At 60.9% G+C, this 26,672-nt stretch carries 15 protein-coding genes, 1 tRNA gene and 1 pseudogene; 4 read left to right on the forward strand and 13 right to left on the reverse strand.

Going from position 1 to position 26,672, the window contains the following annotated elements:
• Positions 1–10 precede the first annotated feature (10 nt).
• The gene (locus BTH42_RS29630; protein WP_075304736.1) at positions 11–2,212 is read right to left on the reverse strand and encodes a TonB-dependent siderophore receptor; all 2,202 of its coding nucleotides are present in this window, start codon (positions 2,210–2,212) and stop codon (positions 11–13) included.
• Between the two features lie 456 nt (positions 2,213–2,668).
• On the opposite strand from BTH42_RS29630, the gene BTH42_RS29635 reads away from it, so the two are divergent.
• A complete protein-coding gene (locus BTH42_RS29635; RefSeq protein WP_083654974.1) occupies positions 2,669–3,490 on the forward strand; it encodes a helix-turn-helix domain-containing protein in 822 nt (273 codons plus the stop codon).
• A gap of 9 nt (positions 3,491–3,499) precedes the next feature.
• Here BTH42_RS29635 and BTH42_RS29640 read toward each other — a convergent pair whose 3' ends face one another.
• The 6 genes from BTH42_RS29640 to BTH42_RS29665 form a co-directional block, all read right to left on the reverse strand.
• Complete coding sequence (locus BTH42_RS29640) at positions 3,500–4,036, reverse strand: chromate transporter (protein ID WP_075304737.1); 537 nt, start codon at positions 4,034–4,036, stop codon at positions 3,500–3,502.
• Positions 4,037–4,102: 66 nt separating this feature from the next.
• Entirely contained in the window at positions 4,103–4,717 is a 615-nt protein-coding gene (locus BTH42_RS29645) for a chromate transporter (protein WP_075304738.1), read from the reverse strand.
• Positions 4,718–4,727: 10 nt separating this feature from the next.
• Complete coding sequence (locus tag BTH42_RS29650) at positions 4,728–6,308, reverse strand: efflux transporter outer membrane subunit (RefSeq protein ID WP_075304739.1); 1,581 nt, start codon at positions 6,306–6,308, stop codon at positions 4,728–4,730.
• Positions 6,305–9,616 carry an efflux RND transporter permease subunit gene (locus tag BTH42_RS29655; RefSeq protein WP_075304740.1) on the reverse strand — a complete coding sequence of 1,104 codons (3,312 nt, stop codon included), beginning with the start codon at positions 9,614–9,616 and terminating at the stop codon, positions 6,305–6,307. The genes BTH42_RS29650 and BTH42_RS29655 overlap by 4 nt, the downstream gene beginning before the upstream one ends.
• On the reverse strand, positions 9,613–12,777 hold the full coding sequence (locus BTH42_RS29660; RefSeq protein ID WP_075304741.1) for an efflux RND transporter permease subunit: 3,165 nt from the start codon (positions 12,775–12,777) through the stop codon (positions 9,613–9,615). The genes BTH42_RS29655 and BTH42_RS29660 overlap by 4 nt, the downstream gene beginning before the upstream one ends.
• Positions 12,778–12,792: 15 nt before the next feature.
• Positions 12,793–13,992 carry an efflux RND transporter periplasmic adaptor subunit gene (locus BTH42_RS29665; RefSeq protein WP_075304742.1) on the reverse strand — a complete coding sequence of 400 codons (1,200 nt, stop codon included), beginning with the start codon at positions 13,990–13,992 and terminating at the stop codon, positions 12,793–12,795.
• Positions 13,993–14,999: 1,007 nt separating this feature from the next.
• Between BTH42_RS29665 and BTH42_RS29670 the strand changes: the two genes are divergently transcribed.
• Complete coding sequence (locus BTH42_RS29670) at positions 15,000–17,792, forward strand: hypothetical protein (RefSeq protein ID WP_143752255.1); 2,793 nt, start codon at positions 15,000–15,002, stop codon at positions 17,790–17,792.
• A 241-nt stretch (positions 17,793–18,033) separates the two neighbouring features.
• Here the strand turns inward: BTH42_RS29670 and BTH42_RS29675 are convergent, their stop codons facing one another.
• Positions 18,034–18,990, reverse strand: coding sequence for a hypothetical protein (locus tag BTH42_RS29675; protein ID WP_143752256.1), 957 nt, complete (start codon positions 18,988–18,990; stop codon positions 18,034–18,036).
• Positions 18,991–19,706: 716 nt separating this feature from the next.
• Between BTH42_RS29675 and BTH42_RS29680 the strand changes: the two genes are divergently transcribed.
• Positions 19,707–20,330, forward strand: coding sequence for a hypothetical protein (locus BTH42_RS29680; RefSeq protein ID WP_075304745.1), 624 nt, complete (start codon positions 19,707–19,709; stop codon positions 20,328–20,330).
• 75 nt (positions 20,331–20,405) lie between these two features.
• On the opposite strand, the pseudogene BTH42_RS29685 reads toward BTH42_RS29680, so the two are convergent.
• The 4 genes and pseudogenes from BTH42_RS29685 to BTH42_RS36490 all read right to left on the reverse strand — a co-directional run.
• Positions 20,406–20,785: pseudogene (locus BTH42_RS29685) on the reverse strand (SOS response-associated peptidase family protein); the annotation flags it as partial.
• Between the two features lie 257 nt (positions 20,786–21,042).
• Positions 21,043–23,274, reverse strand: coding sequence for a hypothetical protein (locus tag BTH42_RS29690; protein WP_075304746.1), 2,232 nt, complete (start codon positions 23,272–23,274; stop codon positions 21,043–21,045).
• Positions 23,271–24,458 carry a hypothetical protein gene (locus BTH42_RS29695; protein ID WP_075304747.1) on the reverse strand — a complete coding sequence of 396 codons (1,188 nt, stop codon included), beginning with the start codon at positions 24,456–24,458 and terminating at the stop codon, positions 23,271–23,273. The genes BTH42_RS29690 and BTH42_RS29695 overlap by 4 nt, the downstream gene beginning before the upstream one ends.
• A gap of 125 nt (positions 24,459–24,583) precedes the next feature.
• A complete protein-coding gene (locus BTH42_RS36490) occupies positions 24,584–24,868 on the reverse strand; it encodes a putative phosphothreonine lyase domain-containg protein (protein ID WP_083654975.1) in 285 nt (94 codons plus the stop codon).
• 607 nt (positions 24,869–25,475) lie between these two features.
• Between BTH42_RS36490 and BTH42_RS29705 the strand changes: the two genes are divergently transcribed.
• On the forward strand, positions 25,476–26,366 hold the full coding sequence (locus tag BTH42_RS29705) for a 2OG-Fe(II) oxygenase (protein WP_075304749.1): 891 nt from the start codon (positions 25,476–25,478) through the stop codon (positions 26,364–26,366).
• A gap of 135 nt (positions 26,367–26,501) precedes the next feature.
• Here BTH42_RS29705 and BTH42_RS29710 read toward each other — a convergent pair.
• Positions 26,502–26,576 (reverse strand) — tRNA-Thr (locus BTH42_RS29710).
• Positions 26,577–26,672 lie beyond the last annotated feature (96 nt).

Here is a 26,672-nt window from a genome sequence, read left to right on the forward strand (position 1 = left end):
CCCGCCGCGCTTACCAGTTGTAGCGCGCCGACGCGATGACCGTGCGCGGATTGCCGTAAATACACACCGCCGCCGACTGGCAGCCGCCCACGTAGCGCCGATCGAACAGGTTCGTCGCGTTGATCGCGAAGCGCCAGTCGCGCCGGTCGTAGTGCACGGCCGCGTCGTACAGCGTGTAGCTGGGCACCGTCAGCGAATTGTCCGCCGCGCCCGCGGCCGAACTCTGATAGCGCACGCCCGCGCCGAAACCCACTCCTTCAAGCACGCCCGTGTGCCAGGTCCAGTCGGCCCACAGCGACGCCATCTGGCGCGGGCGCGGAATGTCGACCGGCCATTTGTTCAGCGTGTCGTCGTTCGCCTTCACGTTCTTCACGTCCTGATACACGTACGCGGCGATCACCGACAGGTTATGCGTCAGCTTGCCGACCGCGCTCAGTTCGATGCCGCGCGAACGCACCTCGCCGGTCTGCACATAGGTGCTCTGCGTGGGATCGTCGAGGTTCGGCGTCGCCACGTTGGTCTGGTTGATCTGATACAGCGCCGCGTTCAGCAGCAGGTTCTTGCCGGGCGGCTGCCAGCGCAGCCCCAGTTCGATCTGACGGCCGCGGGTCGGCTGCGGCAGGCTGCCGTCGGCCATGTTCACGCCGAGCAACGGATTGAACGAAGTCGAATAGCTCAGATACGGCGACAAGCCGTAATCGCCGAGGAAAGTCACGCCGACGCGGCCGGTGAACGCGTGGTCGGACTGAGTCTGCTGCGTGCCGCTCATCAGATCGTTCTGCCTGGTAATCGACCAGTCCTGGCGGCCGCCGAGCGTGAACACCCAGCGCTGCCATTTGATCTGGTCCTGCAGGTACACGCCGAACGAATCCATCGAACTTTTGAGGTCGGTGCGCGGATAGGCATCGGGCGACGAAAAGATCGCGGTGGTCACCGGCGTATAGACCGGATTGAACAGATTCAGCGACGGCGCGAGCGCGAGCTGCTCGCTGTCGGTGCTCGCCTGGCGGTTGTATTCGAAGCCGGCCAGCACCGTATGCGCGAGCGGGCCGGTGCGGAAATTCGCCTGCGCCTGATTGTCGATATCGAAGCGGTTGTAGTTGAACTGGAAGATGCCCGCGTAACGGTTGATCGTCGCCATCGTCGGGTCCGTGTCGTCGAGACCGCCGCCGTACACCGACCAGTCGTCGGTCGACAGATGCATGAAGCGCGCGCTCTGGCGCACCGTCCACACGTCGTTGAAACGATGCTCGAACTGGTAGCCGACCGATGCCTGACGCTTGCCGTAGCGGTCGAATTCCGGATCGCCGGTGTACAGCGTGTTCGGAATCACGCCGTTCGGATTCGGCAGGATCGTGCCGCTCGCGGGCAGGAAGTTGCTGGCCGTGTCGGTCCAGTCCTGCAGATAGGTCGCGTACAGCGTGACCGACGTGGCCGCGCTCGGCTGCCATCTGATCGACGGCGACAGCGCGACGCGCTGATCGGCGTTCGGCCCGATCTGCGCATTGCCGTCGCGCGCGACGCCCACGACGCGGTACGACAGCGTGCCGTCCTTGTCGAGCTTGTCGCCGAGATCGAACGCGATCTGCTTGCGCGCGAAGTTGCCGATCTGCAGTTCCATTTCGCGGATGCGCTCGCCGTTCGCGAGCTTGCTCTGCACGTCGACGATCGCGCCCGGATCGCCCTGCCCGTACAGCACCGAAGTCGGTCCACGCAGCACGCTCAGGCTGTCGATCATGTACGGATCGACGCGCCAGCTCGCGAGGTTGATCGTGTTGGGCACCGCCAGACCGTCGACGAACAGCGTCGGCGTGAAGCCGCGCAGCGCCGCGTACCAGTCGGAGCGATTGTCCGAGCTGTAGGTGGAAAAGCCCGGCACGTAGCGCAACGCCTGGTTGATATCGGTCGCGCGCGTCATCTCGATCTGCTGCGCGGTGACCACGTTGATGGTCTGCGGGATTTCGTTGATCGGCGTGTCGGTCTTGGTGCCGGTCGCGCTGCGGCGCGCGACGAGGCCAACCGTCGCGTCGTTGTCGGTGTTTCCCGATACCTGCACCGCGGGCAGCGTGGTCTCGGCGGCGGCCGGCGCGTTGTCCGCGCGCTCGGCAGACGGCTGCGCCTGCGCCCACGCGTGGCCGGCTGCCGCCGCGTAGAACGCCACCCCCGTGGCGGCCGAGATTGCGCGTACGCGCGTGCTGGTTGCCCGTTCCATCCTGTGTTGCTCTCCAGTAGTGTGGCCGCCCGCCGGGCCGGCCGATTCCGGCGGCGCCGGCCGTCCTCGTGGCCCGCGCTTTCCGGCTTGTACGTTGTCGTCGTGCCGCTTGCGATGCGGCCCTGTTCGTTCACGCCCCTGCGCTCGCGGCGGCGCTCCACTGGGCTCGCCCGCCCTCGGCATTTGTTTCACCGACGCGCGGGCAAGCCGACAGCACGCCGCGCGGACGGCGGGCGTCGCGCAGCAGGCCTTGGGGAGAAGCCAGTGGAGTGGCCGCGTGAGGCGGCAGGGGCTGCGGGGCGGTACTTTGCCGCTCCCGACTGTGCAAGAATGAGAATTATTCCTGTTGAGAAGGGGATTGTGGCCCCGTCCGAACAGGCAAAAGCTTAACTGCGACCGAGGTCCGACGTAATGACAAGTTCTATCGCGATCAGGCCAAAATATTGCCGAAACTCGATGAAAACCGAAAAGTTTGAAAATCCGGAGCCGGTCTGGCGACAACGCTTCCTGCCGATCAGCACCGGCGTGGACAATCCCGTGGTCGCGCGGCTATGGGACTTCGACGACGGCTTTCGCGATCCGTGGCACGCGCACGAAGAGGCGCAGCTGATCTACGTGACGCGCGGGGTCGCGCGGGCGCTCACGCAGCGCGGAATCTGGACGCTCGCGCCGTTTCAGGCGATCTGGCTGCCGCCGGGCGTGCTGCACGAATTGCACGCGATCGGCGACGTGACCGTGCGCACCGCCTACGTCGATGTCAACGCGGCGCCCGCGTTCAAAAGTTGGACCCAGTGCCGGGTGTTGCAGGCGGGGCAGTTGCTGGACGCGTTGCTGGTGGCGCTGGCCGTCAGCAGCGGCGACAGCGATCCGCAGCGCAGCCAGCTCGCGCTGCCGCTGTTTCTGTTCGAACTGCAACGCGCGTTGCCGGCGTTGAGCGGCACGCTGCCGCTGCCGGTCGAGCGACGCTTGCGCTCGGTGTGCGAGCAGTTGCTGTCGGCGCCGCAAAACAACGACACGATCGACGTGTGGGGCGCACGCGTCGGCGCAAGCACGCGCACGCTGGCGCGGCTGTTTCGCGACGAAACCGGGCTGAGCTTCGGGCAGTGGCGGCAGCAGTTGCGGCTGGTCGAGGCGGTCGCGCGGCTCGCGCAGGGGATGCCGGTGGCAACCGTCGCGTCCGAGTTGGGGTATCAGAGCGCGAGCGCATTTACCGCGATGTTCCGGAAGACGCTCGGCACCAGCCCGCAGCGGTATTTGCGGCAGCGCGACGGGGTTTGACCGGCCCCGCTACAGCAGCCCCGCGAAATGCACGGCGACGAACACGAGCGCGCCGCCCGCGATCAACACCAGCGCATTGATGCGCGTCTTCATCACCAGCACGGTCGCGACCGCCGCGGTGAGCCACGCGATCCAGCCGCCTTCGAGTTCCTTGATCAGCACGTACACGGCCGCGAGAATCAGCCCGGCCGCGACCGGCCGCAGGCCCGCTTGCAACGCGTTCAGCCAGCGCGCGCCCTCGTGCCGGTTCCACAGATGCACGACGCCGTACATCAGGAACGCGGTCGGCCCGAACAACGCGAGCGTCGCCACCAGCGCGCCGCCGACGCCGGCGACCTGATAGCCGATCAGCGTCGCGAGCAGCGAGCCGGGCCCGGGCGCGAGCCGCGCGATCGCGAAGTCGCTGAGGAACTGCGCGTGGGTCATCCAGTGATGCACGTCGACGACCTGGCGCTGCACTTCGGCGATGATCCCCTGACCGCCGCCGACGGTCACGATCGACAGCGGCGCGAACACCGAAAACAGCGCGATTAGAGTTCTGGACACGGCAAATACGCTTCTGAAATGAGTTCTGGATTCGGCTCTGGAATTTGCTTAGGAGACCCAGGCCCGTCACGGCTCACGTGACTTACGTGGCGCGCGCACGTACTCGTAGCCGACGCTCAGCGCACCCGCGATCAGCACGGTCCACACCAGCGACACGCGAAACAGCGCGGCGGCCGCGAACGTCGCGACCAGCACCAGATACGGAAACACGCGGCGCGGCAGCCGGCGCGCGGCGGTGATCGCCATCGACAGCGATAGCCCGATCGCCCCGGCCGCCGCGCCGGCGAGCGCGATATGCGTGAGCGGAAACGCCGCGATCGACGCGAAGAACACGCCGAGCAGCACGATCACCACGGCCGGCGGAAAGATGATTCCGCAGAAGCCGGCGCACGCGCCGCGCCAGCCGAGCAGCCGATAGCCGATCCAGATCGCCAGATTCTTCACGTTGACGCCCGGCAGCGCCTGCGACAACGCGAGGCCGTTGAGGAATTCTTCTTCGCTCATCCAGTGGCGGTCGTGCACGAACTCGCGCATGAACCAGCCGCTCAGCCCGCCGCCGAAACTCGTCAGGCCGATGCGCGCGAAGATCAGGATCAGGCCTAGCGACGTGACCTGGGGTGGCGGGTTGCTGACGGCGGGGCCGTCGGTGGCGTTGGACAAGGCGGTTCCTTGGTCGGTCATTGCGGCTCGGTCATTGCGGCTTGGCCGTTGCAGCCTGTTCGTTAGCCGGGCCGGCCGCGGCGGAAGCCGACGCCCCCGCAGTTGCAACTGCCGGATGGCGCGGATCGTGCAACAGATCCGCCGACCACCCGCCGCCCAGATCGCCGAACAACGACGCCGCATGCAGCAGCCGCGACTCCTGCACGTTCAGCGCGGTCTGGCGGATATTCAGCTGGGCCGCCTGCGCGGTCGCGACCGTCGTGTAATCGACGGTGCCGGCCTGGTACTCGTTGAACGCGATCTCCGCGCCGCGGTCCGCGTCGCGCACGGCCGCATCGAGCACGTCGGCCTGGTCGGCGAGAATCCGCAAGCCGGACAGATCGTCCTCGACGTTCTGGAACGCCGCCAGCACCGTGCCGCGATAGTTCGCGACGGTCGCGTCGTAAGCCGCTTTCGCCGCGTCGACATCGGCGCTACGAAGGCCGCCGTCGAACAACGTCTGGCTCGCGCTGGCGCCGAGCGACCACACATAGTTCGCGGTCCTCAGCAGACCGTTCAGCGGCGACTGCGTGAAGCCGAGCGCGCCCGAGATCGAGATGTCCGGATAGTAAGCGGCCACCGCGACGCCGATCGCCGCGTTCTGCGCGGCCATCTTGCGCTCGGCGGCGGCGATGTCGGGACGGCGTTCGAGCAGCGTCGACGGCACGCCCGCCGGCACCACAGGCAACGCCGGCATCGCGGTGCTGTGCGTGATCGACAGCTCTTCCGGGTTCTTGCCGACCAGCACCGCGATCGCGTGCGCGTACTGGGCACGCGCGACGCCGAGCGCGATCAGATCGGACTTCGCCGTATTGAGCTGGTTGCGCGCGGTGATCACATCGGCCGGCGAGATCGTGCCCGCGCGGTCCTGCTCGCTGACCACGTCGAGATAGTGCTGATACGCTTCGACCGTTTTTTGCAGCAGGTCGATGTTCGCGTCGCTGGTGCGCAACTCGATGATCGCGGTCGCGAGCGCGACCTGCTCGGAGAGCGTCGCGTTCGCGAGCGTCGCTTCGGTGGCCTGCGCGGTCGCCGCGTTTTCCTCGACCGTGCGGCGCACCTGCCCCCACAGATCGGGCGCCCAATCGACGCTGCCTTCGAGCGAGCCCGCGTTGATGATGCGCGCGCTGGTGCCGTTCACGAAGCTGCCCGACGAGCTGACCGACCCGCTGCTCGCGCGTTCGCGCGTGGCCGAGCCGGTCACGCCGATGGTCGGGAACAGGCTCGCGTGCGCGACCCGCACTTCGGCGAGCGCTTGCTGATAGTTCGCGTAGTCCGCGCGCACGGTCTGGTTCGATACCGCGACGAGCGGTTCGAGTTCGTCGATCAGCGGATCGTTGAACGCGGTCCACCAGGTGCCCTTCGGCGCGGCCGCGTTCGGCTGGGCCTGGGTCCAGCCGGGCAGCTCGGAATACGTCGCCGGCACGCGTACCTGCGGGCGGTGGTAGTCGGGGCCGACCATGCAGCCGGCGTTGAACACCGCGAGCAGCGCGACGGCGAGCGTCGGGGCCGAAACCGGTGAAACCGGCGATTCCGGCCTTCTCCATCGTTCAAACAGATTCTTCATCGTCATGCCTTCGTATCCGGTTGTCCCGGCCCGGCGTCGCGGTTCCAGCGCAGCCCCGCGGACCATCTGACCAGCCGCGCGCGCAGGCGGTCGAGGTACAGGTAAATCACCGGCGTCGTGTAGAGCGTGAACAGCTGGCTCAGGATCAGCCCGCCCATCACGGTGATCCCGAGCGGCTCGCGCAGCGAACCGCCCTGGCCGATGCCGAGCGCGAGCGGCACCGCGCCGAGCACCGCCGCGAACGTCGTCATCATGATCGGCCGCAGCCGGATCAGCGCGGCTTCGTGAATCGCGTCCCGCGCCGGCATCCGCTGCTCGCGCTGCAACTGGATCGCGACGTCGACCATCATGATGCCGTTCTTCTTCACGATGCCGATCAGCAGAATCATCCCGATCAACGCGATCACCGAGAACGGCGTGCCGAAGATCAGCAGCGCGAGCGTCGCGCCGATGAACGCGGACGGCAGTGTCGACAGAATCGTCAGCGGATGAATCGAGCTTTCGTACAGCACCCCGAGCACGATATAGACGACGCCGAGCGCGGCGAGAATCAGCAGCGGCACGGTGCCCATCGATTGCGAGAAGGCCGCCGCCGCGCCCGCGAACGAGCCGTGGATGCTCGCCGGCATGCCGAGCTCGCGGATCGTGTCGTCGATCGTTTTGCCGGCCTGGCTCAGCGTGCCGCCGGCCGGCAGGTTGAACGAGATCGTCGCGGCAACGAGGCCGCTCTGATGGTTCACCTGGGTCGCCGTGTGGCTGTTCGAGTACGACGCCAGCACCGACAGCGGCACCATCGTTTCGGCCGCCGTACTATCCGCGCTGCCGGTCGAGCTGCCGCCCTTGCTGTTGGCGATCGCGTTGTTGGTCGCGTTCGACTGCGCATTGGCGTTGCGCGAGTTGGTGTTCGCCTTCGTGCTCGCGGTCGAACCGGTTGCGCCCGACACCGTGCCGCCCGGCATCTGCGTCGCCGCGGTGCCGGTCGGGTTGCCCGACGCGGTGCTCAGATAAATCTGGTTGAGCGCCTGCGGATACTGCCAGTACTCGGGCGCGAGCTCCATCACGACGAAGTACTGATTCAGCGGGTTATAGATCGTCGACACGGTGCGCTGGCCGAACGCGTCGTACAGCACGTTGTCGATCTGGTTCGGCGCGAAGCCGTAGCGCGCGGCCGTCGCGCGATTGATCTTCACGTAGGTCTGCAAACCGTTCTGTTCCAGATCCGAATTCACGTCGAGCAACTGGCCATGCTGCTTCGACAGCGCGGCGACCAGCTTCGGCGTCCATTTGAACAGCGCGGCCGCATCGTCGCTGGTCAGCGTGTACTGGTACTCGGCCGCCGACTGCCGCCCGCCGATCCGCAAATCCTGCTGCGCCTGCAGAAAAAGCCGCGCGCCCGATACCTCGTCGAGCTGCGGCCGCAGCCGGTTGACGACTTCGGTGGCGGTTGCGTGGCGCTCGTCGAGCGGCTTGAGTTCGATAAACACGCTCGCGGTATTGAGCGCGCGGCCGCCGGTAAAGCCCGCGACCGACTGCACCGCCGGATCGCGTTGCACGATCGCCTGCAATTGCGCGAGCTTCTTTTGCATCGCCGGAAACGAGATGCTCTGGTCGGCGATGATCTGGCCGATCAGAATGCCGGTGTCCTGCTCCGGGAAGAAGGTGGCCGGCACCAGCTTCAGCAGGAACACATTGCCGATCAGCAGCGCGAACAGCAGCACGATCACCGCCAGCGAATGATCGAGCACCGCGGTCAGCGAACGCGCGTACATGTCCTTGAAGCGGTCGAACTGATGCTCGACCCAGCGCACCCACCGCGCCTTCGAATGGCCCGCATTGTTGCGGCTCAGCAGATACGCGCACATCACCGGCGTGACCGTCAGCGAGATCACCAGCGAGATCATGATCGCGATGGAAAGCGTGATCGCGAACTCATGAAACAGCAGACCGAGGATTCCGGGCATCAGGATGATCGGCAGAAACACCGCGATCAGCGACAGGCTCATCGAGATCACCGTGAAGCCCACTTCTCCCGCACCCTTGATCGCGGCCTCCTTCGGGCTCAACCCCAATTCGATGTGACGCACGACGTTTTCCAGCACCACCACCGCGTCGTCGACCACGAAGCCGGTGCCGATCGTCAGCGCCATCAGCGACAGATTGTCGATGCTATAGCCGAGCAGATACATCGGCCCGAAGCTGCCGACGATCGACAACGGCAGCGCGACCGCCGGCACCAGCGTCGCGCTCGGCGACTGCAAAAAAATGAACACGACGCCGACCACCAGCAGCACCGCGATGAACAGCGTGCGCTCGGTATCGCCGACCGACGCGCGCACCGACTCCGAGCGGTCGATCGCAACGCCCACATGAATCGTGCTCGGCAGCGTCGCCTCGATCGCCGGCAGCACGTTGCGAATCTGCGCGACGGTGCTGACCACGTTGCTGCCCGGCGTCGGATAAACGATCACCAGAATCGCCGATTTGCCGTTGAACAACCCCGCATTACGGATGTTTTCGTTCGAGTCGCGCACCTCGGCGACATCGCGCAACTGCACCGGCGCGCCGTCGCGATACGCGATCACCAGATCGCGATACGGCGCCGCGTGGGTGATCTGATCGTTCGACGTGACCACGAAGCGCTGCTCTCCCACATCCAGATGGCCCTTCGCGCTGTTCGCGTTGGCCGCGCCGATCGCCGCGCGCACGTCTTCGAGGCCGATCCCGTAGCTGTTCAGCTTGCCCGGCTGCAACTCGACCCGCACACTCGGCAGCGCGCCGCCGCCCAGCGTGATCTGGCCGACGCCCTTCACCTGCGACAACTGCTGCTGGATCACCGAATCGGCGGAGTCGTACAGCTGCGCTTTGGTCAGCGTGTCGGAAGTCAGCGACAGCACCATGATCGGCGCGTCGGCCGGGTTGTACTGGCGATAGCTAGGATTACTGCGCAGTGTGGTCGGCAAATCGGCGCGCGCGGCCTGGATCGCCGCCTCGACATCGCGCGCGGCGCCGTTGATGTCGCGATTGATGCCGAACAGCACGACGACCAGCGACGAGCCCACGCTGTTGATCGAAGTCAGCTCCTGCACGTCGGCGATCGTGCCGAGCCGCCGTTCGAGCGGCTCGGCCACCGTCGCCGCCATGATCTCCGGGCTCGCGCCGGCCATGTTCGCCTGCACGACGATCACCGGAAACGCGATGTTCGGCAGCGGCGCGACCGGCATGCGGAAATACGCGAGCGTGCCGGAGATCAGGATCGCGATGGCCAGCAGCGTGGTCGCGACCGGCCGCCGGATGAAGAGCGCCGGGATGTTCACCGCGCGCCCTCCGGGTTGTCGTCATTGCCGCCGTCATTGCCGCCGCTGCCCTCGCTGCCCTCGCTGCCCGCGTTGCGCTGCGCGCGCCAGCGGTTCACGCGCGCGGCCATCCGGTCGAAGTACAGATAAATCACCGGCGTCGTGAAGAGCGTCAGCATCTGGCTCAGCGTCAGACCGCCGATGATCGCCAGACCCAGCGGCCGGCGCAGTTCGGAGCCCGTGCCGGTGCCGAGCAGCATCGGCAGCGCGCCGAGCATTGCCGCGAGCGTGGTCATCAGGATCGGCCGGAAGCGCAGCAGCGACGCCTCGAAGATCGCGTCACGCGGCGACTTGCCGTGGTTGCGTTCGGCGTCGAGCGCGAAGTCGACCATCATGATCGCGTTCTTCTTGACGATGCCGATCAGCAGCACGATGCCGATGATGCCGATCACGTCGAGGTCCATCCCCGCGAGCATCAGCGAGAGCAGCGCGCCGATGCCGGCCGACGGCAGCGTCGACAGGATCGTGACCGGATGGATGAAGCTCTCGTACAGCACGCCGAGCACGATGTAGACGGCGACCAGCGCGGCGATCAGCAGATAGACCTCGCTGGACAGCGAATCCTCGAACGCGGCGGTCGCGCCTTGCAGCGACGACGTGATCGACGGCGGCAGATTGACCGCCTGCTCGGCCGCGTGAATCTCCCGGACCGCGGTGCTCAGCGATGCGCCCTTCGCGAGATTGAACGACACCGTCACCGACGGGAATTGCGCGAGATGGCTGATCACCAGCGGCGCCTTTCTGATCTCGATCTTCGCGATCCCCGACAACGGCACCTGGCCGCTGCTGCTGGTCTGACTCGGCAGATACAGATTGCCGATCGACTGCACGGTCGGCATCGTCTCCGGCTTCGCGACCAGAATCACGCGGTACTGGTTCGACTGTTCGAAGATCGTCGACACGATGCGCTGGCCGAGCGCGTCGTACAGCGCGTTGTCGATCGTCGCCGGCGTGATGCCGAAGCGCGCCGCCAGTTGCCGGTTCACTTCGACGTGTACGCTGAGGCCGTCGGTATCGAGGTCGCTTTGCACGTCTTCGAGCGCGGGAATCCGCTTCAGGCGCTCGACCAGTTCCGGCACGTACTTCTGGAATGCCTGCTGGCTCGGCCCGCGCAGCACGAAGCTGTACTGGTTCGGCGACACCGTGGTGTCGAGCGTCAGATCCTGCTCGGGCTGCATGAACAGCTTCACGCCGGGCACGTGCGCGACTTCCTGTTGCAGACGGCGGGCGATTTCCTGCGCGGAGTCGGAGCGCTTGTCGCGATCGCGCAGATTGATCAGGAAGCGGCCGTTGTTCAGCGTCGCGTTGATCCCGTCGATGCCCACATAAGAAGTGAGCGACACCACGTCCGGGTCCTTCAGCACCGCGTCGGCGAGCGCGCTCTGCCGCTTGACCATCGCCGCATACGAAACCGAATTGTCGGCCACGCTGATCCCTTCGATCACGCCGACGTCCTGCACCGGAAACAGCCCCTTCGGAATCACCACGTAGAGGATGCCGGTCAGCACCACGGTGAGGACCGCGACCGCGAGCGTCAGCGGCTGATGATCGAGCACCCACTCGAGGCCCCGTTTGTACGCGGCGAGCGTCTTGTCGAACAGCCCCTCGCTGATGCGTTCGAAGCGGCTCGGATGACGCTCGGCCTGCGCGCGCAGCATCCGCGCGCACAGCATCGGCACCACGGTCAGAGAAACCACCGCCGAGATCACGATCGTGACCGCGAGCGTCACCGCGAATTCGCTGAATAGCCGGCCGATCACGCCGCCCATGAACAGCAGCGGAATCAGCACCGCGATCAGCGAAATGGTCAGCGACAGAATCGTGAAGCCGATCTGCCCCGCGCCTTCGAGCGCGGCTTCGAGCGGCGTCATCCCCTCTTCCAGATAGCGGACGATGTTCTCGATCATCACGATCGAATCGTCGACCACAAAACCGGTCGCGATGATCAGTGCCATCAGCGACAGGTTGTCGATCGAGTAATTGAGCTGGTACATCACCGCTAAGGTGCCGATCAGGGAGACCGGCACCGACACGCTCGGAATCAGCGTGGCGGGCACATTGCGCAGGAATACGAAGATCACCGCGACCACCAGCACGATCGCGAGGATCAGTTCGAACGCCGCATCGGCGACCGACGCGCGGATCACGCCGGTGCTGTCCGACACCACCGTCACTTTCATGCCGGCCGGCAGCGTCGCTTCGAGCTGCGGCAACTGTTTCTTGATCTGGCTGACCGTCTGGATCACGTTCGCGCCGGGCTGGCGCTGCACGTTCAGCACGATCGCCGGCTCGCCGTTGTACCAGGCGCCGCGCTCGACGTCCTGGGCCGCCTGGCTCACGCGCGCGACGTCGCGCATGAACACCGGCGAGCCGTTCTGATACGCGATCACCGTGTCCAGGTAGTCCTTGGGGTCGGTGATCTGGTCGTTGCCGTTGATCGTGTAGTCGAGATCGGGGCCATCGAAATTGCCCTTCGGCTGACTCACGTTCACGTAGCTGAGCAGCGTGCGCAGATCGTCGATATTCAGGCCGTACGCGGCGAGCTTGTGCGGGTCCGCTTCGACGCGAATCGCCGGCACGTTGCCGCCGCTGGTCGTCACGACGCCGACGCCGGCCACCTGCGAAATCTTCGTGCCGAGGCGATTGTTGGCGACGTCCTGCAACTGCGTGAGCGACATCGACTTCGACGTGACCGCGAGCGTCAGGATCGGCTGGTCGGCCGGATTGACCTTCGCATAGGTCGGCGGCGCGGGCAGACCGGACGGCAGATAGCTGTTCGACGCGTTGATCGCCTGCTGCACGTTCTGCTCGGCGATGTCGAGGTTCAGCGACAGATCGAATTGCAGCGTGATCACCGATGCGCCGTCCGAGCTATACGACGTCATCTGCTGCAGGCCGGGGATCTGGCCGAGCTGCACTTCGAGCGGCGCGGTCACGGTGGTGGCCATCACCGTCGGGCTCGCGCCCGGGTAGAAGGTCTGCACCTGAATGGTCGGATAGTCGACGTTCGGCAGCGACGACACCGGCAACACACGCATCGCGATCAGGCCGACCAGCACCATCGCGATCATCAGCAGCAGCGTCGCGACCGGTCGGAGAATGAACAGGCGGGAGATGTTCATCGGCGCGGCGGTCCGTTACGACGACGCGGCTGCGGAGGCGGGCGCCGCTGCCGCGGGGGCCGAGGCGGGCTGCGGATGTGCCGGCTGAATCTTCGCGCCGTCGCTCAGACGGTCGGTGCCGTCGGTCACCACTTCGTTGCCGGCCGCGAGGCCCGACACGATCACCGTGTTCTTGCCGTCGCTCGGGCCGAGCTTGACCTTGTGCACGGACACCGTGCTATTCGGATTGACCAGATAGACGAAGTCGCCCGGCGCGCCGGTCTGCACCGCGGCGGTCGGCACCAGCACCGCGTTGTGCATCGTATCGACCAGCAGCTTCACGTTGACGAACTCGTTCGGGAACAGCGCTTCGTCGTCGTTCGCGAAGGTCGCGCGCAGCGTGACGGTGCCGGTCGCGGTGGCCATCTGGTTGCTGACCGCGTACAGCGTGCCGGTCGCGATCTCGCGCGCGTTGTCGCTCGAATAGGCGGTGACCGGCAGCTTCGCGCCGGTGTTCAGGCGCTGCACGATCGATGCGAGCGAGTCCTGCGGCACCGTGAACTGAACCGTGGTCGGCTTGACCGTGGTGATCACGACGATGCCGGTCGTCGACGACGCGGTCACGTAGTTGCCCGGATCGACGAGCCGCAAGCCGACCTTGCCGGCGATCGGCGCGGTGATCCGGCAATACGCGAGGTCGAGATCGTATTGGGCGATGTTGGCGAGATCGGCCTTGACCGCCGCCTCGTCCTGCTGCACGAGGAACTGCTGGTCCGCGAAAGTCTGCTGCGCGATCGACTTGTGCTCGTTCAACTGCGTATAGCGTTCGAGATCGGCGCGGGCCTGCGCGAGCGACGCGCGGTCTTTCGCGAGCGTCGCCTGCGCCTGCTGCTTGCTGATCTGATACTGACGCGGATCGATCTGCGCGAGGAACTGGCCTTTCTGCACTTCCTGGCCTTCGTGATAGCCGACCTCGGTCAGGTAGCCGCTCAGTTGCGGCAGTACGGTGACGGTCGCGGTCGGCGTGACGGTGCCGAGTTCGCTGAGCATGACGGGCATCGAGCCGATCGTCGCGTGAGTGACGGTGACGACGATCGGCGCGCTCTCGTGGGTGGGCTTCTTGCGCGTCAGCAGATGAACCACGACCAGGGCGATCAGCACCAGCAGGATCAGCGCGAAGACGATGAGCCCGCGTCGGGAGCGCTTCTTCGGCGGCGGGGACACGGTTTCGCTCATGGTGTACTCCGGAGACAGATAGTTATGTTGATGCTCGGTTGCGGCGTCGCGCTGTGGCGGGACTGCGCAAACTTGCCATGGTTCGCGCGGGTTGTCATCAGGCGATGCTTGTCGAATTAATTGTTGGCAAAACGAAAGGTTTATAGGCGTGGGTTTATCACTGCCGGAATGGCGTCAATGTAACTGGGTTGCGGCGGGCTTGAGTTACAGGTGTGAAACATGTTGGGGGTGGGGAAAGGAGGTGGCTGGGCAACGAAATCCGAAAACGCTTATTGCTTCCGGGCGAACGTCCCTTCTACTGCGGAGCGTCTTTTGTCGAGTTAAACCGCGCGCCTTACGTAGATCGAAGCTTTAGGTTAGTTGCTAACTGTTAGGAGCTTCGTGTTCCTGTCGGTCGTGAGCATACTTCGCCAACCCCATCGTCGTAGTCATACCGAAAAGTGCTTTCACCCGGCAGCCTGAGTATCAGCCCGTAGTGAAGGAAGCTGGCTTGCCATTCAATTGACTAAAGACACTGTTAGAACCGTGAAATCCGGGCATCTCTAGGTAAGTAAGCACCCGCTGATACTTGCAGCCCGTCACTTCGACGCAAGTCTTATGTGCGCCGGCGCACGCAACTTGAGAGATTTCGATATTTACATTTTACTCACCGTAACCTTTCATTGACTGGCGACCGGCGACGTTTCAGCTGGGATAGACCAGGAGGGGCCATGAAAAAAACAGCTTCGTCCCAGCTTGTGATTGAACAAACTCCTTCCGGGATTCGAGTATGCGAGGACTCCGAGCGTCCACAAATTCAGAGCAGCAACTGCACGGTTGAGAGCGTCATCGGCGATGACGGTCAGTGGATTGAAGAGCCGCACTGCGTGTCGAACGGTTGCAATGGGACCTGCATGCTCAAAAAGGAGACCGATGGGCCTCGCACAAAATACTGGTGCGAATGCACGTAGCTTCAACCGTTCGAGCCGGTGTTAGGACAAAAGCAAAAGCATCATGAGGAGGTTGCGATGACCCTTTTCAAGGACGAGCTAATTTTGAAGCTTGATGAGCCGACAGCATTCCGGCTTTATTCCGCGGTCCCTCTCGAGCTTTCTGATTATTCAAGGTCCGATAAAGATGTTTTCATACAAGCCGATACGATTGCTGTAACGAAACCGGCTCGGTTCTCCGGAAAGACTGTGAGCATTCTTTGCCGGAAACTCGCTGTCGCTGGAACGGGAGCGATTATCACCGCTGGCGAGAATGCAATTGTGAGCTTCAACGCTGGCGACAAAGCAGCAATGGGGACAGCGCCTGGCGACCATGGTCAGCCCGGACGACCAGGTGGCGACGGGACAAGCGGCGGTAATGTGTTCATTTGTGCCGGCGAGATAGTCGGGCAATTATCTGTGTTCACTCGGGGAGGGAACGGTGGACGCGGTGAGGATGGAGGGGATGGTCAAAAAGGAATCACCGGCACAACCAGCACGGCGACCTGCGATGACCCAAGGACACCCGGTGGGCAAGGCGGAAAAGGCGGCCGTGCTGGCGACGGCGGCCCCAGCAAACCAGGTGCGCCCGGAGGAAGTGTCACGCTAGAAGCCCCCAACTTTCCAATCGAAGTCATCTTGGATATGGCCGGCGGCGAAGGCGGGGGCGAAACCGCGCCTGGAAACCCGGGGCTTCCCGGCGACAAAGGCCCCGGTCACGACTATTCCTGCTGTATGGGTTCAGGCTGCACCAAGTCGTTCTGCTACGACCTGCTTGTAAGAAAAAACGAAGACGGTACCCAAGAATTTGCATCCCTCGCTTCCACGACCGTTCAGGCAATAGCTGAGCCGAACGACTGGATGCCGTATGCGAGCGTGTATCCGCAACAAGCCCTCACGCTGCGCCTTCTGAATTCGCACGCGAACCTTGAGCCGTTCTTGCGGGACTGCGTTAAGGGTAGGTCGCCAGAGGGTCCGCTTGGGGAACCAGGAGACCCCGGGAGTGGCGCGGCGGCCCAACCCAAAGGAAAGGCCGGTGTCCTTTCTCAATTTACTAGGCCACCGGAAGAGTTCTCTATCGAGGCCGAGGCGACGTATCTCTCCTACGTTTTGACATACGCAGAGGACCTGTTTCTTTCGGGGGAGGCCGCAGAAGCGGCGCGAATGCTTAATTGGATAAGCCGCCTTACCAAGCGCACGGCGCACATCGCAGCCCTTGTTCCGTCAACCGCGAGCGAAACTGTCAAGAGCGCTACGCTTACACGGGCACAAGTGCTCCTTAGACGGATGGCATGCGGTTTGGACTACTTCGGCAACGCTAGAAACCACGTGCCCGTGGCTGCGCCTAAGGTTTACTCAGACGCCATCAACACCATCTTGCCTATTGGCCAAAGCGTAGAAGCAGCCTACTTCGCCCTTTTCGATGCGAACACTGCCGTCCTGGAACGGCGAACCTTGGTTGTCTCTGCTGTAACCAGCGCTAAGTCGTACGTCGATAACGAGCTAGAACAAGAGAAGTTGAGATTGGCCGACGAAGCCAAGGTGGCGAGCGACGCAATCAACCTGCTGTTGTTGGAGATAGAGGAGACTCGTTCAACAGTTGTAAATGCGGCCGAAAAGTTCAAGTCAGCCGTAGAACAGGGGCGTGACTGCAAGTTTGAAGAAATCGTGAGTGTGGTCGGGCAGATTGTCGCGGTAGCGAATGGCGCTTGGCCTGCTGTCCTAAGCCTTGCGGAGCAACTGTCTCAGGTAGGTGAAGACCTTGAGGAGCGCGACTTCGAGTTTAATGACGTCGTAGAGCATGTAGAAGTTATTGGAAAGGACTATCAGAAAATCGACGACGCTTATAAGAAAATTAAGGACCTTATCGCCGACCCATCACGTCCCGACTTGGCAAAGATTGCACAGAGCAAAGAAGAGTTCGATAAAATGATTGAGCCGTATGCGAGGCTCGTTGAGGCCGAAGACTATAAAAAGGCAATGTATCACTATTTCGATATTACTCAGGCGAGGAATAATAAGGCACTTGAATTGGCGGCGATAAAGCTGCGTGTGATGGAGAGCATGAGTAAGGCGGAACATTTGAGATTTCAGAGAAATGCGCTCGAAGTGAGCTTCGCTCAGGGCATAGACCCTAGTTTGACACTCATGTTGTCGTTTATGCAGCGTGCCTATTACGACATTCGTCGAGCGCTGGCAAGGATTGTGTATGAGGAGAATCGCTCGATAGAATTTTGGTCGCTCTCTCAATTCGATACCGACATGCACGGTCTTACTGTGGACCAGATTCGCTATCAGCATGGGAAATCCAGCGAGCACGCATTGAGCGCAGTAAATGCCATCGAATCGGCACATTCCAGCGGACGTTTTATCGAATGGCAGATGCTCAGTATTAGTGAGCTCGTAAGTGAATCAGCATTCAATGAATTCAAATCGACGGGAACGTTGTTTTTCAGTATACGTCCCGACAACTTCCGCGCGATATCGGCCTTCCCGAACATGCGATTAACTAGCGCGCGAGTTTTATTGAATGGCGTTATCACGGGTGATGACGGGCTAAATTGGACTTTGGTTCACACCGGTCTTAGTACGTTCTATCCAAGAGTGGGAACCGGCAAAATCTATAGCCATAATCCCATACCGTTCAGTGGAAGGTACCGAATTTCGACTGGAAAGGATGAGACGAAGACCGACCTGACGAGTTCGGGGGCTCACTTGGCTCCGAGCCCCTATACCACCTGGCTGCTCACTGTGTTTGACGTGAATAACGTGTCGCTCGACAGGAGCAAAATAACAGACATCAGGATTGGAATGCTTGGGTCGTACTCTTAACGTCCTGACCATGGGGCCGTACGAATCAACATCTGCGCTTGGTCCGGTGATGAGACGCTTAAGCGGCGAAATGTACAGCTGTACGTCGCGGGCCCAGTGCTAAGCTATGGAAACATGGCACATATTTCGAATCTTGGAAACTCCAGCTGTATTGACTTACTCAAAGGGAGCTGCGACGCCCCCAAAGTGGACTCTAAGTCTTGGGTATGAAGGCGTGATTTTCAAAGCATAATGCCAGGAATTATTTGCAAGAAGATGGCGTGGCTTGGCATGTAGCCAATCGCTGTTGCTGAGCGATTAGGTCAGCCTGCGCCTTGATGGCGTCGACCCGGTCGGATGTCGTCGGGCGCTTGAGCGGTGTCAGCACATCGGCTGCGCCTGTCATTGCATTGACGGTGCCTGAATTCTTGACGTATTGAATGCTAGTAACGGCGCCCGACTCTGCCAGTGTCAGTGCAAATTGCTGCGTACCAAATGCCGCTGGTCTCGGAATGTGTAGTGGATAGTCGCGTAACCTGCCTTCGCTCGGCAGCAAGACATTTTGCTGGCCCACCATGCGAGCCGGCTTTCCCCACATAAGCTCCACAGAGACTTGATAGATAACCGGCAATCTCACTTCGACCCCGGAGGATGATTGCTCCGTCACAGGCTGAATAGGATGCGCCGCACGGACGATTAGGGTTGGCTTGATATATTTTTCGAGAGAAGATTTCTTTACCAACTCGAAGGTTGCTTGGCTCCCTGAGTCGGCTTCCATAGCGTCAATCTTGTCGGTTCCTTGATAGAAAAGGTCACTGAATTTTTGGTTCAACTTCGAATAGGTGATAGTCACGGGCTTAGCGGACTCTTTGAACGTACACCAATCACGCTGCTCGCGGGCTCGATTCGCAACGAGCACACCGCTCAGCGTCACAGCCTCTTTGATAATGGTCTCGGCTTGTCCTATTTGCTTCGCATTTATCGCTTTCAGGCGAGCGTCGTCAGTCATCGTGACTGACACGTCGGTATCAGAAAAAGAGCTGTCAAGCTGAGACAAATCAAGCGACCGAGGTGCGAGATAGTCTGCGGAGTAGTCCGTCTTGACGTTGAGAGACGTAGTTACATGCACTGTCTGTTCCTTGTCGCAGACAATAGTCTGTATAGCCGTGATGTTTGTTTCTGACTTCGGTAGATAGTAGGTCACAGTTGCTTTAGGCAACTGCGCGCATCCAGAAATCAATGCTAAAAGAGTTGCCGTCCTCGCGCACCTGATACTCATTTTAGTACACTCTAGGCAAGAGGTTTATGATATGAAACTTGAATCAACCTAGCGTACTGGCATGGCATGAGGTCATGTGTGTTTTTCCGAACAAACTGGCAGCGATAGCAGCAAGGCAGCAAGTGCTTGTTTTCGTTTACGTGCTAATGGAATTAGAGATAAACACATGAACCCGAGCGAGAAGGAGATGCAGCTCATTGGCAAGCAGGCTGAAATTGTCTGTGTAGGTAGCCCGTTTTCCACGGCACCACTCCGATGAGCGCGTTTTCGGATTGCATCTGCGGTGCCTGAGCTTCTCATTGCGCCGGTATCGAAATAGCGACGAAGTGTGGCATGCGATTCGAGCGCAAGTGCTCCCGTGCTCAATGCGCAAGATTGCAAGCTCAAACTCTTTCCTCCGAGCTGTGGCGGTCTTACGTGTAGCCATTTGAGCCTCCTCCAAGTCGCACCCAAGCTTCGTCAAGACATCAGCGCAATACGAAAGCCATCTCCTAGCTTCGCTACAACTGAGCAAATCCGAGCGAGCCTTCGCTGAAGATGTCGGAAGGCGGCAGCGGAGGGTTGTAAAAAAAGCGACAGACGAAAATCCAGCGCTAATCGAGATTGCAGCAAGGGTAGGGTGGTCACTGGAAGCCCAATCGGCCATCTACGCATGGTTGAAGACCCGGGAAAACTGGCAACTGGAGCAGTTCGGAAATCTTGTACTAGGCGGATACATCTTCAATACTTCAAACGTAAGTTATCTGATTGGGCCAGTCGCAAAGTATTTGCTCGCCTTTGATGGTGAAGCGCTCGGAGGCGCGTACTCATATCTCGCAGAAAAGTGGATAACGGGAACACCGCTTTCAAGGTTTGAAGTTAAGCACGGTACGTTCGGCCAGATGATTGCGAAAATCTACGGCCGGATGCAATACCTGTTGCCTTGGGGCCTATTTGGAATGCACGAGTTGTTGAAATACGAAGCAAACCTTAGAGGCATGGTTGTCGGGGATGGAGTCAGTGCGCTTTCGGTACTTGCAGCCGAGGGCGTACCGAACTTCGACGCGCTGACGCTGACTCTATCGCTCGGCGTTGAACGTGCCGATGCGACTCGGCTGTCGCAGGCGTATAAATCGGTCCGCTCTAAAGCGACGCCTATCGTGGGGTGGCTCTCTGGGCTGCCGTGGAGTCGCGCAGAAGAAATTGTTCGAGGTGTCGACCAACGTCGTGTCGACCCGACATTTCGAGCCTTACATCGCCGTTTAGTGAGAGAGCGTATCCAGCAGGAAACGAAAGGATAGAAGTCCGTTCGTGCCATGGCCTCTGACCTTGAAGCGCTGCGATTGAGTTTTTTACGGCGCATCGCCTGCTAGTTCTCACGCAGCCAGTCGATGCTCATAATACGGTCGCTCTTTGTCATCAAGGATGGCATAGGACGCCGTGAGGTCGGATGTGTCCGGGTTAAGCCACGCGTCGATGTTCTCAGGCTTGATGGGAATGATGTATCGGTCATGTCCGGCTGCTGCAACCTCCGCGGGGGGCTCGTCGGTAATGGCGGCAAATGACAACAAGTCGGGTTCGCCCGGTGCTGACCATCGAGACCATAGACAGGCGACCAGCATCAACTGTCCGTTGTTTGGACGAAATGCCAGAACGATGCTTCCGTCTTTTTCATGACTCTCGCTCAAGGTCCCCTCGAATTTCGCCTTGCTGACATTCTCATAGAAGACGTCACGAGGATGAGACCGTGCGTGTATGTTCACGCCGACACAAAATCGACCCACATGCCGGCGCCGGACTGACCATTGTTTCCAAGTAGAAAAACGTTTCAGCAGCACCAATTCGCGGCTTTCTCTGGCGGTTCAGCCGAATGTCGGCATCCGGTTCAAATGGACGCCGGCGCCAACAGCTCGTAGCTCAGCCGCAGCTCAAACAGAAACAAGAGTAAGGAGAACATTACACATCAGCGCCGCCGTTTCCTAGCAGGAGGCCACCGGGCTCGTGCTAGCAAGCTTAAAATTCCGGAGGCAAATCTCCGTTGTCAGGCAGCGGTTCCAGTTCAAGGAAGGCGCGTATGAGCCGAAGTCTCGGCGTGTCGGCAGGAAGCGAATCTCGCAGATGCGCATCAAGCTCACGGCGGTGGACCAAATATAGCCGCAACCTTTGCGTGAACAACGCCAGGGCGAACTCTGCGGCCGCTTCACCTTGTCGTCTGTCATGTTGCTCAAATATTCTTTTTAGCAGGTCAAGCATAAACTGACTCGCGTTCTGCTCCTTGGAGTAATCAAGTTCGCCGACTCGAGCGCAGCGCAGCAGTGCGGCCTGTATGACTCCATCGTTGTAGCGAGCAAAGTTCTCCGGGTCCAAAATCACTTGCTGAAACGCGTCCGTGGACAGGCGCAGGATTTGGTCTTCGAACTTCGTCTCTCTCGCATTCTGAAGTATCGCACCGGCCATTGCGACAACGGCTGAGGTTGTGCCGGCGGTATCAGCGTCGTAGTCGAAATTCCAGAAAGCGAAATCGCGCCGGAGTTTCATGGGCTCGGTCAAGTCAGAGTTCAAACCAATGAATGTTCGGGCATTCTGGCCCGCCGGCGTGCCAGCAATGGCTGCGATCCGCGCGTTGTACTCGTCTCCAAATGCAGTCCCAGAATTCTTCAATAGTCGTGCTTCATCCATGAAGGATTCGCCAAGACCAGCGCCTATAGCAATCTGCGAGAACCGCACGACCTCGATGTTAGCTTTCGTGGCAGAGTACTTCAGGTTGTCGGTCAGAACCTTGATTTGGTTCGCAGTTTCGGCAATCTGCGCGCCAATAAGGTAGGTCCGAGCGCCCTCGTGAAGGTCCCGCAGGTCGCGGCTGATAGACAGCATACGAGTGCCACGACCGGCCACGGCTGCTACGATGAGGAGCCCCGATTCTTTCGAAATCTCAACAGCCCTCGCCGCTATCTCGGTTTCGTTGATAACGAGCACTGACTCATACCGCACCATGATTTCTGTAAGTCGCCGGGCGCATTCCTGGGCGAGTCCGAGAGACGCGTCATCGTTCTGATGGATGATTGCATGAACAGACGCCGGTGTCCTTTGCCGGAGGGAGCGATATAACCACGCGTCGAAGCCGGGGCTTAATGCAACTTTTGTTCCGTCTAAATAAATCGGTCGAACTTTTGCGTGTGCGGTGCCACGGCCCAGAACGCCGAGCCCATTGGTTCGGACGAACTTACAGCAAAACTCTTCTGCATTGCGTTCCATATGGTTCCAGCGCAGAAGCACTGATTTGGGCAACAAGTCGGCTGGCGCGAAATGCTCTCCCACTATCGGTAAATCTCTCAGATGTCTTGTTGCCTGTTCAACGTTGGAATCATTTGGTCGAGGCAACGCGAAGAGTGCGTTCTCTCGCCCCTTCGCATCTTCAAGAGTGAGCAGCGTCACTACTTCTTCTTGATGGCATCTTGTCCGCTGTCGCCACTCCCTTTCAAGATTCAGAGACGATGACGCGGAGATGATGCAAAACGACGTTCCAGAAAGAGGTGCGTCGATGTGTTCGATGCCGTCGTGCGAGTGAAAACTGACGACCCTCGGCTGCGGTGCGTTGAATAGCGTGCAATACATCTCTCGGAGCGCATACGCGACGCTCGCTATTCCCATCGAGTCTATAAAGATGACATCGAGGTCCCCCTTGCACATATCAGCCCGCTGTTTCAGCTTATGCAGCAAAGCGAACGCAAGGAATTGCACGCCCTCCACTTCCGTCAAGGCCTCTTCGGTTCGAAGAAATAGGGTTGAACGTTTTTCAGACGGTTTGACGAATGTGAAGCCGGGCGGCGCCATGACAAGCACATGATGGGCAGAGAAGAGCTCGTCCAGTCCTGCTGTGCGAATCGCTTCTGTTCTATTCCGAAGCATCGAATCCAGCCCTGCGACCGGGTTTCGCAGTTGGTCGCGCAACTGAAGAGTCCCGTCCCGGTCGAAGGCGCATATGCACAGGCAAACCTTTGTCGATGTCCTGTCGGCTGCCTGGACGAGCACAGGCTCCTGGAACCGCTCCTTGATTTCGGCCTCTTCGGACGAAGAGCATACGACTGCGACCACGTCCGGAGCATTGACGGTCTGCAGTCCATGCTCGATGGCGTCTGCCAGATACGTTGCGTGCAGCTTGCCCGGAGGTTTGAAAAGAAAGTGAAAATTCCGAACAGGACCTGTTTCCGGCAACACACAATCAAAAGCGAAGAACCCTTTCATAGCAAGTCCTTCGACAGAGGCACGACAATTGAGTAACACGCGCCGGCAGCCATTGGCAGTTGCGGGCGCTCTGTGAGCCAATGCCTTGGTTCGAATGAAACGCTCGCTTTAGGAGCAGAAAAATCCTGGGTTAGGCAGACTCTTCCGGTCCTCAAACGAAGATAAGCGTTCAACTGCTGCAGGGTCCGCAAGACGTAAGACAGGCCGCCCCCGCTGCCAGCCGTCGTCTTTGTGGTCGCATGGAGCTCGAAACACTTTCGGACCAGAGATACTTCCTCATCAATGGAAAGGTGTCCAACTTCGTCGCCGGCGTGCCCGTGCCGCGAGAGCCAGCGGCGCGCGAGCCCTGGACCCGTGTCAACCACGGTGAGTTCTAGCAAAGCAGTCTGCTTGCTCAGTTCTGGTTTCCCTTCAGCGTTGGCGAACTTACGGCGATTGGCAATGTTGTGCATCATGTAGAACGCGAGTGATGGGTCCTCCTCGCCGATGTGCGTTGGCGCATCCTTAGCTTCGAAAGAGATGAACTTGGCCATCACTCCGCGCACGCTTTTTACGTACGGCCGGCCTTCCTCATCGGTGGTCGCGTGCTCGTCCGTGTTGCGGAAGAGTTCGTAAAGAAGTGTCCCCAGCGCAATGCGCGCGGCCTCCGTCATCTTCTGGCCGGCTGCCGGCGCGCATGCGGCAATCAGGCGAGAGGTCAGCGTGACAAACTCATCGCGCGACCGCACGGCGCCAACTTCCGGGCGCGAGTAGAGCGGAACAAGGAACTCATTCTTTGCCCGGGCAAAACATCCCAGGAAAGCTCCTCGTCCGTGCATCGTTTCGCGGAAGTTGCCGTTCTGCATCGCTTCGATTCGGCGAACCGCATTTGCCAGCGCCTCACGGGTGGATAAGCGTTCGCCCGCACCAGCTTCGATGACGTCGGAAAAGTAGGCCGCTACCATGCCGTAAGGCTCTCTCGCCAAGGACTCAGACGCATCCGATGGGCCTTTGCCGTAGAGCCGTAGCGTCGGGTGCTCGACGGTGCGGGACCAAGCCGCCAAAAACTGCATGAGCGAACCTGGAACGCCGACGTTTCCTCCAAACTTCAGGCCGGTCGAGAGCCTTAAAACCGTGCTCGTCGAAAGCGATTCATACGCCCCCTCGATGTCCTTGAGGACAGTCCCGCTTGGAAAGGAAATCATGTCTTCTAGGTCCGCATGTGTTTCGTCAACTGCGTACAGGTGACTCCTGCCGTGAGATGCAAGAGACTACCAGACAAAATGGGTCATCGGGCTGCGCTCGAGCTGACAGCGTCAGTGCGGTGGGCTTACGCACGCAGGTACCACTCGCCAGAGCCATAAACCCTGTTTTGTGTATCAATGTCGCGCTTGTACCCGAGTTCCTCCACGAAGCCCAGCGACCGCAACACTTCACGTACGCGCAAGAGGTCTTGTTTGTCTGTCCAGTCTCGCGTGTACACGCAAATGACGTGACCGTCACGACCCATGCTGCGCAAAACCGTCGACACATTCGCAAACAAGAGCTTGTCGCCCTCAATAGCGCCTTTAACTTTCGCCCATGGCTCGTCGACACCGGATGAAGGCGCGAAAATGCATCACTTTCCCGTTGTAGGTGCCGGGCGGATGATGCCGCAGCTAGGGGATTTCCTCATCTGCCAGCTTCGGGTGAGGTCTTCGGAGGGGCGTTCTGACCTACTCAATAACAGCTCTTCAAGACGCGATTGTTCGTTCATTGAGTCGTCGTTTTTCCAGAATGTCCTGAAGTCTCCGTGCCACATCCACGCTTCGTCCAGGCGATGTCACGTCTCTCTAGTTATGCCAACTGGGTGCAGCGGTTGCAATGTCTCCAGAGCAGCCCAGACATTGGGAAAAGCCGATGCTGACACCGAAAGGTCGATGTTGAGTGGGTAGTGCCGAAGGAGCGAGCACCCAAACGACCTGACCAGCGCGTTCGAAGATATGTATCTGCGCTCGTTTTGTCCCGAGCCTTGGGGGTACACCGTAGCGTCCTTCCTCGACGAGATACAGCGCCTGCTACTCGAGTGAGCAACTTGTCCGATGCAAGCCCCCGCATGACCTGGACGACACCATTCCAACCTCCACCGCCCCCTTCCCAAACCCGTCACAATCCCCCGCTATCATCCGAGCGCAGCCTTTTTACCCGCCCGCTCCCACTCCAGGTTCTTCGCCTTTCCGCCGATGTCCATCACCGTCAATTTCCCCGCCGAAGTACGCGACTGGATCGCCGCCAACCTGACGCGCGGCGTCGCCCCCCAAGCGATCGTCACCGAGATGGTGAACCGCAACAACGCGCCCGAACTGGCAGCGGCGATGGTCGAAGCCGTTTCCGCGTCGTTCCTGTACGCCGCGCCGCTGCCAGGCGACAAGCTCGAAGTCGGCGGCCCGCCGCTCAGCTATCAGCCGGACGCGCTACGCGTGCCCGACGGTCCGTTGATCCAGCTCGGCGAGCGCAAGGTGCGCGTGCTGTCGCGACTCCAACGTCCAGCCGCGGTTCATCTCGCCAACTTCCTGAGCGCCGACGAATGCGAGCAGCTGATCGCGCTGGCGCAGCCGCGCCTCGATCGCTCGACGGTGGTCGACCCGGTGACGGGACGCAACGTGGTCGCCGGTCATCGCAGCAGTCACGGAATGTTCTTCCGGCTCGGCGAGACGCCGCTGATCGCGCGACTCGAAGCGCGCATTGCGGAGTTGACCGGTACGCCGGTCGAGAATGGCGAAGGGTTGCAGATGCTGCACTACGAGCAAGGCGCGGAGTCGACGCCGCATGTCGATTATCTGGCCACCGGGAATGAAGCCAACCGTGAATCGATTGCGCGTAGCGGGCAACGGATGGGCACGCTGCTGATGTACCTGAACGACGTGGAACGTGGCGGCGAGACAGTGTTCCCGCAACTCGGCTGGGCAGTCACCCCGCAGCGCGGGCATGCGCTCTATTTCGAATACGGCAATCGCTTCGGCTTGTGCGATCCGAGTTCACTGCACGCGAGCACGCCGCTGCGTGCCGGGGACAAGTGGGTCGCCACCAAGTGGATTCGGACGCGACGGTTCGTGGCGCGAAATCAAGAGTAAGGCCGGCGATAGACGTCGAAACGCAAAAAACCGGCCGCTCCGGCGACACGCGTCGTCACCGGAAAAAGCGGAAAACGAAGAGGGGAACAGATCGGGAAGATGCCGGCGCATCGATGCGCCGTTGCAAAAACAGAGTGGTGCCCATGGGCAGGATCGAACTGCCGACCTCTCCCTTACCAAGGGAGTGCTCTACCACTGAGCCACATGGGCGTCGCCTTGACGGCGTAATACTGGAGCGGGAGACGAGGCTCGAACTCGCGACCTCAACCTTGGCAAGGTTGCGCTCTACCAACTGAGCTACTCCCG

The organism is Burkholderia sp. SRS-W-2-2016, from assembly GCF_001931485.1.
Taxonomy (GTDB): Bacteria; Pseudomonadota; Gammaproteobacteria; order Burkholderiales; family Burkholderiaceae; genus Paraburkholderia.

Bases quoted from the DNA above. Each gene is read 5' to 3' on its own strand.
- BTH42_RS29695 (WP_075304747.1), bottom strand. From the start codon at position 24,458: ATGATTTCCTTTCCAAGCGGGACTGTCCTCAAGGACATCGAGGGGGCG.
- BTH42_RS29650 (WP_075304739.1), bottom strand. From the start codon at position 6,308: ATGACGATGAAGAATCTGTTTGAACGATGGAGAAGGCCGGAATCGCCG.
- BTH42_RS29635 (WP_083654974.1), top strand. From the start codon at position 2,669: ATGAAAACCGAAAAGTTTGAAAATCCGGAGCCGGTCTGGCGACAACGC.
- BTH42_RS29645 (WP_075304738.1), bottom strand. From the start codon at position 4,717: ATGACCGACCAAGGAACCGCCTTGTCCAACGCCACCGACGGCCCCGCC.
- BTH42_RS29660 (WP_075304741.1), bottom strand. From the start codon at position 12,777: ATGAACATCTCCCGCCTGTTCATTCTCCGACCGGTCGCGACGCTGCTG.
- BTH42_RS29630 (WP_075304736.1), bottom strand. From the start codon at position 2,212: ATGGAACGGGCAACCAGCACGCGCGTACGCGCAATCTCGGCCGCCACG.
- BTH42_RS29705 (WP_075304749.1), top strand. From the start codon at position 25,476: ATGTCCATCACCGTCAATTTCCCCGCCGAAGTACGCGACTGGATCGCC.
- BTH42_RS29665 (WP_075304742.1), bottom strand. From the start codon at position 13,992: ATGAGCGAAACCGTGTCCCCGCCGCCGAAGAAGCGCTCCCGACGCGGG.
- BTH42_RS29690 (WP_075304746.1), bottom strand. From the start codon at position 23,274: ATGAAAGGGTTCTTCGCTTTTGATTGTGTGTTGCCGGAAACAGGTCCT.
- BTH42_RS29670 (WP_143752255.1), top strand. From the start codon at position 15,000: ATGACCCTTTTCAAGGACGAGCTAATTTTGAAGCTTGATGAGCCGACA.